Annotated in this window: 8 protein-coding genes and 1 pseudogene; 6 read left to right on the plus strand and 3 right to left on the minus strand. The window is 61.8% G+C overall.

Features of this window, described 5'->3' with window-relative positions; all coding sequences use genetic code 11:
- Positions 1-93: 93 nt before the first annotated feature.
- The 5 genes from RAC97_RS13950 (at position 94) to RAC97_RS13970 (ending at position 15,185) form a co-directional block, all read left to right on the plus strand.
- The gene (locus RAC97_RS13950; protein ID WP_375099056.1) at positions 94-1,803 is read left to right on the plus strand and encodes a ShlB/FhaC/HecB family hemolysin secretion/activation protein; all 1,710 of its coding nucleotides are present in this window, start codon (positions 94-96) and stop codon (positions 1,801-1,803) included.
- 27 nt (positions 1,804-1,830) lie between these two features.
- Positions 1,831-13,302 (plus strand): filamentous hemagglutinin N-terminal domain-containing protein, encoded by an 11,472-nt coding sequence (locus tag RAC97_RS13955; RefSeq protein ID WP_375099057.1) that lies wholly within the window; start codon positions 1,831-1,833, stop codon positions 13,300-13,302.
- A complete protein-coding gene (locus RAC97_RS13960; RefSeq protein ID WP_375099058.1) occupies positions 13,299-13,691 on the plus strand; it encodes a hypothetical protein in 393 nt (130 codons plus the stop codon). The genes RAC97_RS13955 and RAC97_RS13960 overlap by 4 nt, the downstream gene beginning before the upstream one ends.
- A 163-nt stretch (positions 13,692-13,854) precedes the next feature.
- Entirely contained in the window at positions 13,855-14,016 is a 162-nt protein-coding gene (locus tag RAC97_RS13965) for a DUF2986 domain-containing protein (protein ID WP_375099059.1), read from the plus strand.
- Between the two features lie 134 nt (positions 14,017-14,150).
- Positions 14,151-15,185, plus strand: coding sequence for an NAD(P)-dependent oxidoreductase (locus RAC97_RS13970; protein ID WP_375099060.1), 1,035 nt, complete (start codon positions 14,151-14,153; stop codon positions 15,183-15,185).
- 62 nt (positions 15,186-15,247) lie between these two features.
- On the opposite strand, the pseudogene RAC97_RS13975 reads toward RAC97_RS13970, so the two are convergent.
- Together RAC97_RS13975 and fabG are read right to left on the minus strand one after the other, a co-directional pair.
- Positions 15,248-15,339, minus strand: a pseudogene (locus RAC97_RS13975) (hypothetical protein); the annotation flags it as partial.
- Between the two features lie 40 nt (positions 15,340-15,379).
- Positions 15,380-16,153, minus strand: a complete 774-nt coding sequence (gene fabG / locus RAC97_RS13980; RefSeq protein WP_375099061.1) for a 3-oxoacyl-ACP reductase FabG — start codon at positions 16,151-16,153, stop codon at positions 15,380-15,382.
- A 259-nt stretch (positions 16,154-16,412) separates the two neighbouring features.
- On the opposite strand from fabG, the gene RAC97_RS13985 reads away from it, so the two are divergent.
- The gene (locus RAC97_RS13985) at positions 16,413-17,459 is read left to right on the plus strand and encodes an AraC family transcriptional regulator (protein ID WP_375099062.1); all 1,047 of its coding nucleotides are present in this window, start codon (positions 16,413-16,415) and stop codon (positions 17,457-17,459) included.
- 51 nt (positions 17,460-17,510) lie between these two features.
- Here the strand turns inward: RAC97_RS13985 and RAC97_RS13990 are convergent, their stop codons facing one another.
- The gene (locus tag RAC97_RS13990) at positions 17,511-18,524 is read right to left on the minus strand and encodes a phosphotransferase enzyme family protein (RefSeq protein ID WP_375099063.1); all 1,014 of its coding nucleotides are present in this window, start codon (positions 18,522-18,524) and stop codon (positions 17,511-17,513) included.
- Between the last annotated feature and the right edge of the window lie 157 nt (positions 18,525-18,681).

Raw genomic sequence — 18,681 nt, forward strand, 5'->3', positions numbered from 1 at the left:
AGCTTGAGAAATTAACCAATGATGGCAAATTGACGCCATTATGATGTCTAAATAATATCGCGCGCTGTTTTTCTGGTTTCCAAGGATCGGATGATGGCGCCACCGCTTCACCACGTCAAAAAGCTGGTATCCCACACACTGTGCGCCATGCTCTGGACCACGCCAGTCTGGGCCGCATCTCCTGGCGACCAGGATCTGATTCGTGACCGCCAAGACCGCCTCTTGCAAGAGCAGCAACGGCGTCTAGAGGAACTGCGCAACTTACCCGGCCAAGCAGCCCCCGCACCGACCCAGCCGACGCCGGAAGATACCCGCTGCTTCACCATCCGCACCATCGAACTCAAGGGCGCCGACAGCCTCTCTGAGACCGAGCGCGAGCGTGTGTTGCAGCCCTTCATCGGTCAATGCCTGGGCGTGACCCAGCTCAACGCCTTGCTCAAAGCCATCACCGATCACTACCTCGACCGTGGCCTGGTGACCAGCCGTGCCTACCTGCCGCAGCAGGACCTCTCCGGCGGCCATCTGCAAGTGCTGGTCGTGGAAGGGCGCCTGGAAGGCTTGTTGCCTGACCCGGACAGCGGTCTGTCCGAGCGCGAACTGGCCATGGCGTTTCCCGGCCACTCGGGCCAGGTGGTCGACCTGCGCGAGATCGAGCAGATGGTCGACCAGCTCAACCGCCTGCCGTCGAACAAAGCACAAATGGAGCTGACTCCCGGCCAGGCCGTGGGTGGCAGCCAGGTGCGGGTGCGCAACCAGGCGCAAAAGCCCTGGCGCGCGTCGCTGACCCGCAACAACGACGGCCAGCGCAGTACCGGCGAGCAGCAGATGGGCATTGGCCTGGAGTGGGACAGCCCGCTGGGCCTGGCCGACCAGTTGGTGCTGCGTGGTGGCCACGATGTGGTCAGCGACCACACCCAAGGCTCGAACAACGGCGTGCTGTATTACAACCTGCCCTGGGGTTGGTGGAACTTCAGCTACAGCTACAGCGAAAGCGAGTACCGCGCCCTGGCCGAGGCCAGTGGTTTCGATTTCAAGCAGACCGGCGACAGCCAGAACCACCAGCTGCGCGCCGAGCGCGTGGTGCACCGCGACGCCAACAGCAAGACCTCGCTCAGTACCGGCGTGGCCCACCTGCGCACCAACAACTACATCGAGGACAGCCGCCTGGACGGCAGCAGCAACCGCCTGAGCGAAGCGCAGTTCGGCTTCAACCATGGCCGTCGCCTGGGCAACGCCTTCGTCAACCTCGACCTGGGCAGCCAACACGGCATCGGCGCCTTCGACGCCCAGGACAACGGCCACCCACGTCCTGGCGAGCCCGTGGCGCGTTATCGCAAATACACCGTCACGCTCAGCTATGTGCAGAGTTTTCAATTGCTGGGCGAAAACCTGAGTTTCAGCAGCTTGGCCACCGGCCAGCGCAGCGAGGATGTGCTGTTCAACCCACAGCGCATCAGCCTGGGCGGGTTGTCGTCGCTACGTGGCTTGAAGGACCAGTCGCTGTCCGGCGACAGCGGCGGCTATTGGCGTAGCGACTTGCGCTGGACCCGCCCGGTGACCTGGCCGGTGTTGCAGCCGATGGTTGCCGAATATGGCCTGGGCCTTGGCTACGACCTGGGCGTGATCCGCAACGACCGCTACAACGGCGACCGCCACGGCCGCGCCAGCAGCCACGCCGTGGAGCTGTTCGCCCGCGGCCGCCACCTGGCCGCCAGCGTGACCTTCGCCCACAGCCTGGAACGCCCCGACGCGCTGCCCGACAAAGAGCGCCCGGTGTATTTCCGGCTGGATTTCTTCATCTGACCCACTGATTGACCTGTGAGATTCGACGTGGACGTTCGTCTGTTCGCCTTCCTGGCTCGCCAACCTTCCGCACACCTGCAGCCGCGCACGCAGTTCTGCGGCATGCCCAAGCGCGGGCTGGCGTTCCTGCTGGCCAACGTCATGTTCTGGCAGCCGCTGTGGGCCCAGGCCGCCGACGGCGTCGTGGTCAGCGCGCCGGGTACCGGGCTTGGCCAGGCAGGCAACGGCGTGCCGATCGTCAATATCGCGGCACCCAACGGCAGTGGTTTGTCGCACAACAAATTCAGCGACTACAACGTCGGCCAGCAGGGGCTGATCCTCAACAACGCCACCGACCGCACCGTCCAGACCCAACTGGGCGGGATCATCCTCGGCAACCAGAACCTGCAAGGCGTCGCCGCCAGCACCATCCTCAACGAAGTCAACGGCAGCAACCCCAGCCATCTACGCGGCTATACCGAGGTGGCCGGTCAGGCGGCGCGGGTGATCGTCGCCAACTCGCATGGTATCACCTGTGACGGCTGCGGCTTCATCAATACCCCGCAGGTGACCTTGAGTACCGGGAAACCTGTTATCCAGAACGGCCAGCTCACGCATTTGCAGGTCGAGCAGGGCAGCGTGGCCATCGAAGGGGCAGGGCTCAACGCCAACAATGTCGACCGCTTCGAGATCATCACCCGCAGCGCCAAGGTCAACGCCGAGATCCACGCGCGCAACCTGACGATCATCGCCGGGCGCAACGACGTCGACGCCAGCACCCTGGCCGCCACGCCGCGCGCAGGTGCAGGCAACGACACACCGACCCTGGCCATCGACTCCAGCGCCTTGGGCGGCATGTATGCCGGGGCGATCCGGCTGGTCGGCACCGAAGCAGGCGTTGGTGTGCGCCTGGATGGCCAGTTGGCCGCCAGTGCTGGTGATCTCCAGCTCGATGCCAATGGCCAACTGCGTATCGGCCATGCCAGCGCGGCGGGCGACGTACAGGTCAAGGCCGCCAGTCTCGACACCCACGGCCGGTTGCATGCCGGGCGCGACCTCAGTGTCGAGGTGACCGGTACGCTCGACAACCAGGGCGGCACCCTGAGCGCCGGGCAGCAAGTACGTCTGAACGCGGACACCTTGGACAACCGCAATAGCCGCATCCTGGCCGGCGGTGAACTGTCGGTGACCAGCCGCAGCAGCCTCGACAACCGCGCAGGCGAGATCGCCAGCCAACGCCGTGCCGTCGTTGCCGCAGGTAGCCTCGACAATGGCGCGGGCCAGCTATACAGCGAACAGGCGCTTAGCGTGCGTCTCGACCAGGTGCTGAACAACGTCGATGGCCTGGTCTCTGGCAATGGCCTGGAGGTGAAGGCCTTCACCGTGAACAACCTGCGCGGTGTGCTGACCAGCGACGCGGGCCTGGTGCTGCTCTCCGACGCAGCCATCGACAACCAGCAAGGCGAAGTCTCCAGCGCTGGCGCCACCCAAGTGCGGGCCGCAAACCTCGACAACCGCCAGGGTTCGGTTACCGGTAGCGATGCCGTGGACCTGACCATCACCCAGGCGCTGGACAATCGCCAGGGCGTGCTGGCCACCGGCAAGGCGCTGACCTTGCAAGCCGGCAGCCTGGACAACAGCGGGCAAGGCAAGCTACTCAGCGACGGCACCTTGCAGGCCAAGGTCGACGGCCTGTTCGACAACCAGGCCCAAGGCCTGGTCAGCGGCAAGGGCGCGGTCGACTTCGAAGCAGACGAACTGGACAACCGGGGTGGGCGCCTGACCGGTAAGGCATCGCTGGCCCTGCGTGGCGAGCGCTGGGACAACCGAGGCGGCCGCATCGACGCCCTGGGCGACCTGCACCTGACCCTGGACAGCCTCGACAACCGCGACCAAGGCGTGGTCAGCGGCCAGGCAGCGCTTACCCACAGCGGCCGCGAGCTGCTCAACCGACTAGGCGTATTCGGCGCGCTCGGTCACCTGAACTTGCAACTCGAACATTTGGACAACGCCAGCGGCCGGCTGTCGACCGGCGGCGACCTGAACGCTCAGGTCACCCGTCTGGAACAGCTCGGCGGCCAATTCATGGCCCAGGGCAACCTGATGTTGCGCGGCGCCAGCCTGGACAACCGCCAGGGCGGCCTGGTGGGGGCCGGGCAGGGCCTGAGCCTGTTCGTCGACGATGTCGACAACCGGGGTGGCGAGCTTTCCACCAGCCAGGCGTTGCTCCTCGAAGGCCTGCGCTTGCAGAACAGCGCTGGGCGGGTGCTGGCGGCAGGTGACCTGACGCTGACGGTCGCGCAATTGATCAACCAGAACCAAGGCCTGGTGCGGGGCAGTGGCCGGCTGAAACTCGAAGGTCAGGCGCTGGACAACCAAGGGGGGCGCCTGGCTGGCGCGCAGGGTGCGCAGCTGCTCTTGGGCCAGGGGCTGGACAATCGCCAAGGCCTGATCACCAGCGAAGGTGACATTGACATCGCAGCCGAGCGCCTGGACAACCGCGCCGGGCAACTGACCGGCGCGGGCGCTTTGACCTTGACCAGCCAAGGCGAGTTGCTCAACCAAGCGGGCGTGCTTACCAGCGATGGCACCATGACCCTGCGCAGCGCCAGCCTGGATAACCGAGAGGGCGAGATCGGTGCGCAAGCGGCGCTCGAGCTGGTCACCGGCGGCCTGGACAACCGTGACGGTGGGCGCCTGGTGAGTAACGACGGCCTGAACATCGAGGCTGGGCAGGTACGCAACGGAAGTGGTAGCCGCATCGCCAGCGAAGGCGCCTTGTATTTGGGCGCCACAGGCCTTGACCAGCAGGGTGGGCAACTGTTCAGCAAGACCGCACTGACCCTCGACCTGGCGGGTGGCCATCTGGTCAACCGTGGGCTGATCAACGCGCCGCTGCTGGTGCTGCGCAACCTTGCCGAGGTGGATAACCAGCAAGGTGAAATCTCTAGCGCCCAGGCCTTTACCTTGGCCGCCAGCCAGCTGGACAACAGCCAAGGCCGGCTGATCAGCAACCAGGCCCTGACCCTGCGCGTCGTCCAGGTCATGACCAATCTCAAGGGCCTGGTGTCGGCCCAGGGCCTGGACCTGTCGGCTGCCAGCCTCGACAACCGCGAAGGCCTGCTCAGCAGCCGTGGGCCGTTGTCGCTGGATATTGCCGGTCGCCTGGACAACCGCCAGGGCACCTTGGTTGGCGATACCACCAGCCAACTGCGTGCTGCCACCCTGGACAACGCCCAGGGTACGTTGTCGAGCAAAGGCGACCTGTCGGTGAAAGCCGATGAGTTGCTCAACACTGGCGGTTCTCTGATCGGCCTGGGACAGGTACGCCTGCTAGGCACAAGGCTGGACAACCGCCAGCAGGGCCTGGTCGGCAGTAATGGCGCACTCGCCTTGGAGCTGGAGCAGGTCGACAACCGTGGTGGCGAGATTTCCGGCAAGGCGGCGGTCAGCCTGACCGGCGAGCAGCTGGACAATAGCGACGCGGGCCTGCTGCTCGCCGGTGCCAGCCTGACCCTGGCGGTGCAGCAGGTTCTCAACCGTAACCAAGGTCGCATCGAAGCCCAGACCAGGCTGACGCTCGACGGCCTGAGCCTGGACAACGACGGCGGCCGCCTGACCAGCCAGCAAGGCATGACCCTGACTCTGGCCGGTGAAGCGCTCAACCGCCTCGGTCTGATCAGTGCCGAAGGCCAGTTGGCCATCAGCGCGCAGAGCCTGGACAACAGCGGCGGACACATGAGCAGCGCGGGTGTCTTGCAACTGAACACCCGAGGCGTATTGCTCAATACCGCAGGCGAGTTGCTGAGCGATGGCGACCTGACGGTGACCAGCGCCAGCCTCGACAACACCGACCAGGGCGTACTCGCCAGCAAAGGTGCACTGAACATCGCCACCGGGGCATTCGATAACAGTCGCCAAGGCAGCGTCAGCAGCAACCGCACATTGGATGTCCGCGCCACGCAACTGACCAACCGAGAAGGCGGTCGCCTGGGCAGCCAAGGCGCTCTGACCGCCAACGTCACGGGCCTCGACCAGCAGGGCGGCCAACTGTTCAGCAATGACTCGCTGCGCCTGAACCTCAACCAAGGGCTGCTGGACAACCGTGGCGGCCTGATCAACGCGCCATTGCTGGTGCTCGACAACCTGGCGAGCGTGGATAACCGAGGCGGTGAGATTTCCAGTGCACAGGCCTTCACCCTCGCTGCCGAGCGCCTGGATAACGGCGACGGCCGCGTGCTGAGCAACCAGGCCCTGCTGCTGCGGATTAACCAACACTTGGGCAACCTCAAGGGCCTGATCGCTGCGCAAAGCCTCGACGCTCGGACCGCGACGCTGAGCAACGACGGTGGCACCCTGAGCAGCCGCAGCACCCTGACCCTGGCCACCGACGGCCTGCTGAGCAACCGCGAGCGCGGGTTGATCGAAGCCCGTGATGCACTCAGCCTCGCCAGCCTCGGACTGGACAACCACGGCGGTACGTTGCTGGGTAGCGCCATCGCTTTGGATGTCAAAGGCGCCGACCTGGACAACGGCGCCGGGTTGATCAGCACCGCCGGCCCGCTGACCCTGGCCAACCTGCGCAAGCTGGCCAACCAGGGCGGGGAAATTTCCACCGCCCAGGCTTTGCAGGTAAACGCCAGCGAGCTGGAAAACCGCGCCGGTAAACTTATCAGCGAACGTGTACTGGAGGTCGACGGCGGCCTGCTCGATAACCGTGGCGGCCTGATCTCCGGCTGGCAGGGCCTGGAGGTTCGTGCGCAGAGCCTGGACAACCGCGAGCAGGGCACGCTCTCCAGCCGCGCCGGTGCGTTGCAGGCGACCATCGTCGAAGCACTGCGCAACAGCGGCGGTGGCGCGCTGGTGGCCCAGCACAGCCTCTCCATCAGCGCCGCGAGCCTGGACAACAGTGCTGGCGGCATACTCTCCAGCAGCGCTGGGCAGCAGCTGGACGTTGCAGGCACGCTGGCCAACCATGACGGTGGCTTGATCGATGCCGGAGCTGGCTTGACGCTGGTCGCGCAGGCATTGAATAACCGCGCGGGTAGCATCAGCGCCAAGCAGGACTTGGCCGTCACCGCCACCCAGCTCGACAACAGCGACGGGCGCTTGGTCACCCAGGGCGGTTTGACGCTCGACTTGCTGGGCGAACTGCTCAACCGCCAGGGCAAGCTCGCTAGCGGCCAGGACCTGCTGCTACAACGCGCAAGCCGGGTTGACAACCAGGGTGGCCAGATCGCCAGCCAGGGCCTGTTGACCGCCGTGGTAGCCAGTTTCGACAACAGCCAACGCGGCACACTGGCCGCCAGCGGTGTGCTGACGCTGACCAGCAGCGGCGCGCTGCTCAACAGCGCCGATGGGCTGATCTACAGCCAGCAGAGCGACCTGAGCCTGCGGGCCGCAAGCCTGGACAACCGAACCGGTGCATTGCAGGCCGAAGGCGCGCTAAGCCTCGAGATCGACGCCGACCTGGACAACCAAGGCGGCAAGGTCATCGCGCAAAACGGTGCGCTGACGGTCTTGGCGGCGAGCCTCGACAACCGTGGCGGCACCCTGAGCAGCCTCCGGCAGGCATTGAGCGTTACCACTACCGGCGTGCTGCGTAACGACACCGGCGCTGCAGGGCAGGGCGGTATCCTCCAGGCCCTGCGTCTGCACTTGCAGAGCGCGAGTCTCGACAATCGTGGTGGGCGCATCGCCGCGCTGAACGGCGATGCCCTGTTGCGTACCGGCCAGCTGGATAACCGCGCCGGTGGGCTGTCGGCCAGCGGCCTGCTCAAGGTCGATGCCGCAAGCCTGCTCAACGGTGGCGATGCCCGTGGCGAGATGGTCGCCCAGCGCATCGAACTGGCCCTGAGCGGCGCACTGGACAACCGCCTGGGCATCATCGAAAGCGCCAGCACCCTGGCGGTTTCGGCTGCCAGTCTGGACAACCAAAGCGGTCAGTTGCGCGCCCTTGGCAGCGCTGGCAAGAGCCAGTTCGCCATCGGCGGCCTGTTCGACAACCGCGCCGGTGTGATCGAGGTCGGCAACACCGACCTGGAGCTCGATGTCGGACTTCTGCAAAACGCTGGCGGTAAGGTGGTGCATGCCGGTACCGGCACCTTCGATATCGACATGGCCAACCTCACCCGCGCCGGTGGCAGCCTGTTGACCCGTGGTGGCCTGACCCTTACCGCCGACAGCTGGACCAACGGCAGCGTGATCCAGGCCGGGCGCCTGACCTTGAATATCAACCACCTCACCCAGACCGCCGGGGGCCAGTTGCAGGCCTTCGACAGTTTGGTGGGCAATGGCGTCAACTGGAGCAACGATGGCCTGATCGCCAGCGATGGCAACCTGGGCCTGAACCTGAGCGGCACTTATAGCGGCAATGGCCGTGTCACCAGCTTGGGTACCCTGGACGTGAAGGCGGCGCAGATGAGCCTGGGGGCCAACGCCGGCATGACCGGGGTGGGCAACAGCACTGTCAACGTCGCTGGGGTGCTGAGCAATTATGGGCGGCTGAGTGCGGCCGGGGATCTGATCGTCAATGCCGGCACCTTGAACAACTACAGCACCTTGGGTGGAAACCAGTTGGTGCGCGTGACTACCAGCAACCTGCGTAACGACCATGGGTTACTGTTCAGTGGCGGTGATATGCAGCTGTATACCGGTGCGCTGAGCAACTTCTATGGGGATGTTTATAGCCTCGGTGGGCTGACGGTTGCGCGGGATGCGGCGGGAAGTTGGGCGGGGAGTCTGGAGAACGTTTCGGGTAGCTTGGAAAGTGCTGGAGATATGTACCTCCGCGCCCAGACGATCACCAATCGCAAGGACGTGTTCGATGCGCCGGGTGGGTTGGTATCCAGCGCGATTGGCTTGCGTCAGACCGGTCAAACTTCAGGTCATCTTGTCCTGAAGGAATATTACGAGTCAAAGCTCAAGGAAGACTCGCCAGCTGGAGTTATCACCACAGGCCGCGATTTGTTGATCAATGGCGGCGATTTGGTCAACTCCAACTCGGTCATCACCGCGCAGCGCAACCTCACAGCCAATCTGCAAAACTTCAGTAATCAAGGTTCAACCCTTGGCACCTACACAGTCCTCAGCTCGTTTGCTCTGCCGGCAATACGTGCTGATAGCGCCGCTAGTTTTTGGCTGGCGATTACTCAATACAACGCGGCAAATAACCGTGACTATTCGCTGTTGCTGAACCATAAAGGCTCAATGACAGGAAGCCTGGATGTATGGGACACGCAATGGAATGAGTCCACTATTACCGCAAGCTTGCCGATGGGCGGATCCGCCGACCGAAATGCGATGTTTGGATACGGCTGGTTAAGGTATTCGGTCTATTTTTACCAGCTTGACTTCCTTTCCGTTGCGCCAAGCTACAACCCCGATGTTAGAACCGCACTACCTTCGCAGATCGGCACTCCCTCGTTCTTCGACCAGCGTGTAATCAGTGGCACCGGGCAGGCGGGCTCTGCGAACGCAGTCGTTCAGGCAGGTGGAACGGTTCAGATCAATGCCGCAAAACACCTGACGAACAGTGTCATCCGGCAAGGTCTCCCCGTCAGCGGCCCCAGCGGCAAGTCGTTCAACCCAGGGTTGCCCAGCGCCTCCAACAGCGCGGTCATCACCCTCCACGCCCAACTCCCACCCGACCTCGCACGCCAACAGGTCAACCCTCTGGCCTTGGGCAGCTTCACCCTGCCCACCGGCCAGAACGGCCTGTTCCGCCTGAGCGGGCAGGGCAACAGCAGCGCCAATGGCAGTACCCAGGAGTGGAACCTGGCGAACGCCAGCGTCGCCACGCAAATCCGCGACGTCGTCACGCCCGGCACACCGTCCAGTGCCTTGCAAGCAACCGACGCCAGTGCCACGGCCCTTGGCAACCAGCAGATCGAACGCATCACCCACCAGGGCGGCCCACTCACCGGCGACGCCAGCGCCATCGGCGTATACGCCCCAGGTGGCCCGGTCGTAGATGCATCCATGCCGCAACGCCATGGCGGCCCCGAAGGCAGTGAGCTGGCGATCCCGGGCATCACCCCGATCCCCAGCAACGCCTACCTGGGCAAACCCCACAAGTACCTGATCGAAACCAACCCGGCGCTCACCGACTTGAAGCAGTTCATGAGCTCCGACTACCTGCTCGGCCACCTCGGCTACGACCCCGAGCAAAGCTGGAAGCGCCTGGGCGATGGCCTCTACGAGCAGCGCCTGATCCAGCAGGCGGTGGTGGCCCGCACCGGGCAGCAGTTCATCGACGGCCAGACCTCCGGCGAACAGTTGTTCAAGTACCTGATGGACAACGCTATCCGCAGCAAGGACGCGCTGAACCTGAACCTCGGCGTAGGCCTCACCGCTGCCCAGGTCGCCGCCTTGACCCATGACATCGTGTGGATGGAAACCCACGTGGTGAACGGCGAAGAGGTGCTGGTGCCAGTGCTGTACCTGGCTCACGCCGATAACCGCCTGGCCCCCAACGGGGCGTTGATCGCCGGTCAGGACGTGACGTTGATCGCCGGTGAGAACCTGGCCAACGCCGGCACCCTGAAGGCCACTCAGAACCTCACCGTCACCGCCGGGCAAAACCTGGTCAACGGCGGCTTGATCCAAGCCGGTGGGCGCCTGGACCTGCTGGCGGGCGACAGCCTGCTCAACAGCGCAGGCGGCGTGATCGCCGGGCGTGACGTCAGCCTCACGGCCATTCTGGGCGACGTCGTCAACCAGCGTGACCAGACCCGCCACACCATGAGCTACGGCGGGGTGAGCAACCAGTTCGACTACCTCGACAGCGCGGCGCGTATCGAGGCGTCCAACAGCCTGAGTATTCGCGCGGGCCAGGATGTCTCGAACATCGGCGGCGTGGTCAAGAGTGCAGGGGATCTGAAGATCGACGCTGGCCGTGACGTCAACATCGTGGCCGTGGAGCAACGTGAAAGCGTCGACGGCGCCAAGTTGCATGGCAGTACGGTGCAGCAGCATGGCGCCGTAGTGGAAGCAGGGCGTGATGTGAGCATTGGCGCAGGGCGCGATATTACGGCGGTCGCCAGCAGCATCGATGTTGGCCGCGATGTCGCCATGAGCGCCACCGGCGACATCGTGCTGGCTTCGGACAGTGACGAAACCCATAGCTACAGCCGCACTAAGACGGTGACTCGCCAGGAAGACCACGTTCGCCAAGTAGCCACCAGTCTGAATGCCGGTGGCGACGTCTCGATGATGGCGGGTGAGAACCTGACCATGATCTCCAGCCGTATCAGCGCGGGTGGCGAGGCTTACCTGTATGCCGGTGAACAGCTCGAACTGCTGGCTGAGACCGACAGTGACTATTCGCTGTACGACAAGAAGAGCAAAGGGAGTTTTGGTAGCAAGAAGACCAAGCGGGATGAAGTGACCGATGTACGGCACGTCGGTAGCGAGATCACCACTGGGGACGACCTGATCTTGGAGAGCGGTGGGAACCAGCGCTTCCAGGTGGCCAAGTTGACCAGTGGCAATGACCTGGTGATCGATAGCGGTGGGGGCATCACCTTCGAGGGCGTGAAGGACCTGCATCAGGAGAGCCACGAGAAGAGCAAATCCAGCGCTGCCTGGACCAGCATGAGCGGTAAGGGTCGTACCGATGAGACCTTGCGACAGAGCGAGCTGACCGCGCAGGGTGACTTGGTCATCAACGCGGTCGGCAAGATTCGCGTTGATGTCACGCAGGTCAACCAGCAGACCGTGCGCGAATCAATCGATGCCATGGTTGCAGCTGACCCCAAACTGGCCTGGCTGCAAGACTTGGAAGCGAACGGCGAAATCGACTGGCGGCAAGTTCAAGAAATCCACACCAGCTTCAAGTATTCGAACTCCAGCCTGGGGCCTGCGGCACAGATGATCGTTGCGATCCTGATGACCGTGCTACTAGGCCCGGCTGGCGCTGGCCTGGGTGGTTGGGCATTGGCAGGCGCCTCAAGTCTTGCCACCACCGGAACAGTTGCCACCATCAACAATAAGGGTGACTTGGGTGCGGGAATTAAAGCTGTCACCAGCAAGGAGGGGCTGACCAACGCTGCGATTGCTGCCATTACGGCGAATGTGGCGCAGAACTACTTGGGCGACATGACTATGACCAAGGTGGTCAACGGAAACGTCGTCATCGACTTGGGGTCGATTGAGGCTGTCAGTCGCTTCGCCGGCCAACAACTGATCAACAATACGGCGGCGGCAGCGATCGCCAAAGCGTTCGGTCGAGATGTGAAGCTTTCAGGAATACTTCAATCAGCGATCTACAACACGCTGGCAGCTTATTCCTTCGACCAAGTAGGCAACCTTGGCTTGAAGACCGGGAGCCCAGAAAAGATCGCGTTGCATGCGTTGGTAGGCGGCATGATTGCCGAGGCTTCTGGCAGCGACTTTGCGGTCGGTGCAATGGCCGCAGGTGTCAATGAGACATTTGCCAATCAGCTACGTCGAATGGCGACCAATATCGATCCAGAACGTCGTGATCACCTTATGCTGATGTCGTCCCAACTGCTGGGCGTCATTGCTGCGGCAGCCGTGGCAGGTGATGACGCAGGGAGCTTGCAAGCGGGTTCATGGGTGGCTGGCAATGCGACCCAGTACAACAACCTCAACCATAGCGACATGCGCGATTTCGTGGAGGACATGAAAGCTTGCGGCATGGACGAAGCGTGTGAGCAGAAGCAATGGGTGGGAGGGAAGTACCAGCAGGTAAGCGATGAGGTCTCCGATTGGTCTAAGGATGCGGTCAGTGGTGCTTTTGCAAAGTCGCTGTTGAACCAGATTCAGGGAGGATTGACGGCACTCAAGGAACTTAATTGCCAAACCCCGACATGCACGCAGTTCAAGGACATGCTGACCGAGCGCGCGCTGCGCGACCTGACGAATCTTGCCAAAGTAACTGATCAGTGGGAGATTGCGACGAGTGTTGCAGCCTTGGTGATCCCCGCTTCGGTCGCAGGCGGTGCTGGAGCTGAGTTGAACTCGGCTAGGGTACAGGCCGCTGTCGAGCGCTTCATGGAGGCCAAGGCTGTTCGGGGTGGGGCTAATGTTGGCAAAAACAGTAATTCATCTAGCGCTATCACAGATTGGGAGACTTCTGTAAGTGGTCTACCGAAGACAGGATCGCTGAAGGGAGAACCTGAAGTACCTCCACCGAATGCTTCTCCTGATATGGTGAGATCTTTCCAGCGGCAGAACGAGTCTGCGGAAGCGCTTGCGAAAGCTGGTTTTGATGTTGAGCAATTGCCGCAAGTCAAAGGTGCAGCGAGTCCTGATTTACGAATCAATGGGGTGGCCGCAGATGTGTATGCTCCAACTTCTTCAAGTGCTATTTCAGTATTGAAAACGGTCAGCTATAAGGTTGGTAAGCAAGCAGATAATATTGTAGTGAACTTGGCAGATTCTCCATTGAGTGTGGATGCTGTTATAAGTCAATTGAGAGCCACGCCAGTTGAGGGCTTGAAGAGGCTATTTTTGATGAAAGGGGACGTTAAAATTCTTATTGAGGGGAAATTATGAAAATTACTATGTTTTTAGAGATCGAGGAAGGCGCGTCGCTCGAGATGGTTGGCGAGATTTTGGCGGGTAGAGCTTCCTCCTTTGAAGTTAAAAATACGTCGGTGGAAGGGGTGTTTCCAGAGCTTACAGGTACTTTTAACTTTGATAGGCTAGAATCAATATGTGATTTGACGGCTGAAAATTGGGAGGTGAGTTGGTCAGTGGGGGTGATAGGGGTATTTGATTGTCGTGCTAGCGGGATTGAAAGGATGTGGGATGAAATAAAGTTTTTCATGGAAACCTTCGCGTCACGTTGCCAGTCGCGTTTTGTCCTTTCATTTCAGTTTGAAAGTGTTTACGCTTTTAGGGAGCAATCTGGCGTTGTCTATGAGAAGAGCATGGTAATTTAAATGGAGAAAGGGCGACTGAAAAGCAAAAAGGGAATAGATGGGCCTGTCCCGTGACAACAGTCGCCAAGAAGCAGCCTCTATTTCTGCCTATTGCCATTCTGGTTCAGCGATAGATGTTGCGTCACGGTATGCTATGCGCACCTCGACCCCATCAGCGTGAACCATGAACCGCCAGAAAAAGATCAAGCAACTGCTCAAGGCCCATGCCAAGAAAGCCAGCGCCAAGCTGGCGCCGCGCAGTAATAAACCCAAGTACATCAGCAAGGCCGATCGGGAGAAGTTGGCCGCGCAGACAGCGAGTGAAGCAAGCTCGGACCTCGAGTGAGGCTTGGCGAGGTGTTCAATACACCTTGTCGAAAGCCGATGCCATTGCACCCATGATCAGCAAATAGACTGAACCCCTCCACCCGCTTATCTACTAATGGTAGGTACTCAGCCAAAAGCTCAGGAGTCCTTACCATGTCCCAAGCCCCAATTCTGCTATTGGGCGGCACCGGCGCCATAGGCCACCGCACGATCACCGCTCTGCGCGCCGCCCACCCCGACATCCCGCTGCTGCTCGCCAGTCGCGACATTGACAAGGCCCACAAGGCCGCCGAGGAAGTCGGTAACGCGCAAGGCGTAGTGATCGATACCTCCGCCGATGACCTGGGTCTCGGCGACCAGCCCGTCAGCGCCGTCCTGGTGCTCTACATGGACCACACGCTCGCCAGCCTGCGCTTCAGCCAGGCGCGTGGCATACCGCACCTGAGCATTTCCTCCGGCGTGTTCGAGATCGCCCCGCAAATCGCGCAGTACATGCACAAGCCCAACCGCTCCGCCATCGTGCTCGGCTATGAGTGGATGGTGGGCGCGACCACCGTAGCCACGCTGCATATCGCCAAGGCCTATCGCAAGGTCCACGACATCCGCATCCACGCGCTGGTCGATGACCAGGACACCGGCGGCCCCACCGTTGCCACCGACTTCGAGCACCTCAATAAAATGCTGCCAGCCGCGCTCACTCGACAAGACAATGCATTCATCTGGCGTGAAGGCGAGGAGGCCAAGGTCAGTTTTTGTGCAGTGGATGGCACCGAGATCGACGCCAACGGGTTCTCGTCCATCGATGTGACCGGCCTGGCCGCTGCGACAGACTCCGAAAATGTGCAGTTCAACATGGCCATCGCCGTGAGCTCGACGCGCCGCAGCGGCTTGCCGATGTCGACCGAAATCCTGATCGAGTTAGCGGGTGAAGGTGCCAACGGCGAACCCATGGCGAGCCGTCATGCGCTGATTCACCCGGCGGGGGCCGCAGCGTTGACGGGCCTGAGCATCGCGATGCTGCTGGAACGCTTGATCGGCCTGGATGGGCAACCGCTACCTGTTGCCGGGCTCTATTTCCCCTACCAATTGTTGGATGCCGCGACCTATCTGAAGCGTCTGGGGAAGGAGGGCGGTGAGTTGCGTGAACTTGAACCGGTTCGTGTTTCCAGCGTGAGGGGCGCTGGATGAATGCCAGTCAGATTAATCGAGTGGGGGCCGCATTGCGGCCCTTCGCGGGCAAGCATAGGTTACGCCACCCGGAACACCCGCCCCAAGTCACGGCATAGAAGTACGACGCCAGGCCCAACTCGGTGTCGTTGGCCATGGCGATCACCTCGGCTTGTTTGTGCCAACCGACCAACCCACGCGAACCCTCCGCAGGTTTAATCCAGCGATTGCAGTGACTCAGGCAGCACCTGCCCGCCGTCGATAATCAGGCTCTGCCCGGTGATGTAGCCGGCTTCGCGGCTGGCAAAGAACAGCACGGCGCTGGCGACGTCTTCGGGTGTGCCCAGGCGCTTGGCCGGAATGGAGGCCGCCACGCCCGCCTGGTACTCGGCATCCACGTCCAGGAAACCGGCGGTGACGATGTTGCCGGGCAGTACCGCATTGACGGTGATGCCGTCCTTGGCCAATTCGATGGCAGCGGTGCGCATAAAGCCCAGCTGCGCCGCCTTGCTCGCGCCGTAGTGGACCCAGCCGGGCGAGCCAGTCACAGGGCCGGTGATCGAGGACGTGAGGATCACCCGCCCGTATTCGGCGCTGCGCAGCAGGGGCAGGGCGGCTTGCACGCTGAGGAACGTGCCTTTGGCGTTGGTGGCCAATACCCGGTCCCAGTCGGCTTCGGTCAGGTTCTCCAAGGTGGAGTTGGGGAAGATGCCGGCATTGCAGCACAGCACATCCAGGCCGCCATGCAGCTCTTGCACAGTGTTGATCATCGCCACCACGGACGCGGAGTCCGACACGTCGGCGGCCAGCCCCTGCACGTGCAGACCCTCGGCACGCAGCTCGGCGGCGACCGCTTCGATCTTGTCTGCACCACGAGCGGTAATCAGCACCTTGGCGCCCTGCACGGCAAACTGCCGGGCAATGCCAAGGCCGATGCCAGTGCTGGCTCCGGTGACCAGGACACTCTTGCCTTCTAACGACGAGAACATCTGCGCAGCTCCTATCAAATGAGGGGAAATTCGATAGTCCGCCAAGCATTCACGCTCGACTTGACTGCCGGACACGCTTTTGTACCCAGCGGTCAAGACGCAAGCGCAAAAAGGCTTTAGTTTGTGCTCGAGGGTCAACGACCTGTCGTGTGCGGTCAGGCACTGCGCGGGTTGCTTGACATCCTTGACAGGCCACTTATTCAATGGGCTGCCTATGCAATGGAAACCCGCCCCAACAGCCACTCGATGAGAGGTTGCCATGCAACTTGCCACTACCCGGCAACTCGCCGACCAGCTTCAATCCATCGGAGTGCTCAGTTCGGCCGCAACCGGCCTGACCGAGTTCATTCAGCATAAAGGTGGCGATGCAGAGCGCATCTTCGGGCGTGCAGGTTTCAACCCGGCGCATTTGCAGCATCCCACCTTGAGCCTGGACCTCAAGCAGTACTGCGCAGTGTTCGAAGAGGCGGCGCGGCAAACCCAGGATGACAATTTCGGCTTGCGCTATGGCAGCCAGTTCAGGCCCGACGGCCTCGGCATGCTCGGCTATGTCGGCATCTGTTCGGACACCCTGGGCGATGCGTTGCGCAACGTGGTCAAGGTGTTTCCCATCCATCAGCAAGGCAGCCTGCTGCGCCTGGAGGTGGACAGCGAATGGTGCCGGCTCGATTACCAGGTGCAATACGGCGCGATCTTTCGCAAGCGCCAGGACGCCGAGTTGTCGATGGGCATGTTCACCAACTTGATGCGTCACGCCCTGGGGCAGAAGTGGGCGCCGGAGCGGGTGCATTTCGAGCACCCCCAGCCTGAGGCCTGGCATGAGCACTGCAAAGCTTTCGATGCGCCGGTGTTCTTTGGTCAGCCTTGCAATTCGCTGGTGTTCAGGCGAAGTACGCTGGAGAAAGCCATGCCCGACCGTGACAGCCGCCTGTTGGCCATCGTCATGGAAAGCATGGGTCTGTTGGCCCGCCAGGGCGGTGAGCGCCAAGGCGGACACGGCATCATCAACGATGTCCAGGCGCAGATCCGCCTGCAGTTGGCCGATGGCGAGCCGAGCCTTGAGCAAGTGGCCGACCTGCTGCATATAACCAGCTGGAGCTTGCAACGCAGGTTGGCCGAGAAGGGGTTGAATTTCTCGGGCCTGGTCGAGAAAGTGCGCCAGGAGCTGGCCCAGTACTACTTGACCCGAACCAGCCTGCCCATCTCGGAACTTGCACTGCTGCTGGGGTATTCGGAAACCAGTGCGTTTTCCCGTGCTTTCCGACGGTGGCATGGGGCGAGCCCGAAGCAGTGGCGTAAGTCTTGATGCCAGTCCGTTAAAAACCAGATGGGGCTGCAACGCAGCCCCAATGACGCGTCAGCGCGTCACCACCTGTGCAAGGTCGTGCTTCAAGTAGCGCTTGCACAACTCCACACTCTGCTTCGCCCAGTTCGCCCCCAGATTACGCACTTGCTGGGTCTCGGCGTGGGTTCCGGTCCAGGCCAGCAGCTGAATACGCCGCTGGATGATAAAAGTCGGAATCATTGCAATGTCATGCGCACTCAAGCGGATGACCGCCGCGTAGCCTGCCAGCCAGTGTTCGATCCACTCGTTGACTCGCTCGTGGTGCTCGTAGAAGCTCAGTGCCGACGCCAGGTCATGCAGGTACCAGCCAAAGCCGCAGTCATCGAAATCGATGACGTGGGTACGCTCATGGTCCACCAGCAGGTTGGCCAAGCGCAGGTCGGCGTGAATCAAGCCGTAGCGCTTCCCGTCCTGGCCATAGTTCGCCAGCTCGCCCTGCACCCGTTGCAACACTTCCTCGATCACGCCAAATGCACTGCTGTCCAGGTTGACGGCATTTCGCCAATCTCCCCAATGTCCGTTGGCGCCGACCATGCTCTGGTGGTCCCAGACAATCCGCGAGAAATTGGCCGGGCGCTGCCATTGCTGGCTGTGCTGGTGCAGCTTCGCGGTAATGGCGCCGAGCCGCATGAAGGCACTGACGTCGACATCGGCGGTCGGTTCGGCACCGCTTACCCAATTGAACAGGACCACGTTGATTTCCTTCCCGGCGCCCACCTGGGCACTCTGCACATAGCGCCCATCAAGGCCTGCGACCGGGCGTGGCACTTCAATACCCGAGGCTTGCAGCGCGTTCAGCCAGTGCAGTTCGTTATCGATATCGGCCTTCTGGTGATAACCCAACTTGTGCACACGCAAGGCATACCGTTTTCCGCCCGGTGTATCGACCCGGTAGGTCGCATTCTCGGAGTGACACAGCAGCGTGACGTGCCCTTGCACCGGCGTGGGGTAGCAATCGGCGAGTGTGCGAGCGGCCACTTCATGCAGGGTCTGAAGGCCGATTTCTTCTTGTTGTGGGGTGCTCATGGGTCAGCTCCAGAGTGTGTTCTGAGGAAAAGTCAGAATCAGGATGGAGCGACTGCGGGAGCACGTGCTTGACCTTGGAGCCAGTGAATCTGACCGCAGAGAACAATTACTGGATCCAGCGCTGGAAGTTGACCGCAGGGCAGACAACCCATCCACC

The organism is Pseudomonas sp. LS_2, from assembly GCF_042709235.1.
In the GTDB taxonomy this organism is placed as follows: Bacteria; Pseudomonadota; Gammaproteobacteria; order Pseudomonadales; family Pseudomonadaceae; genus Aquipseudomonas.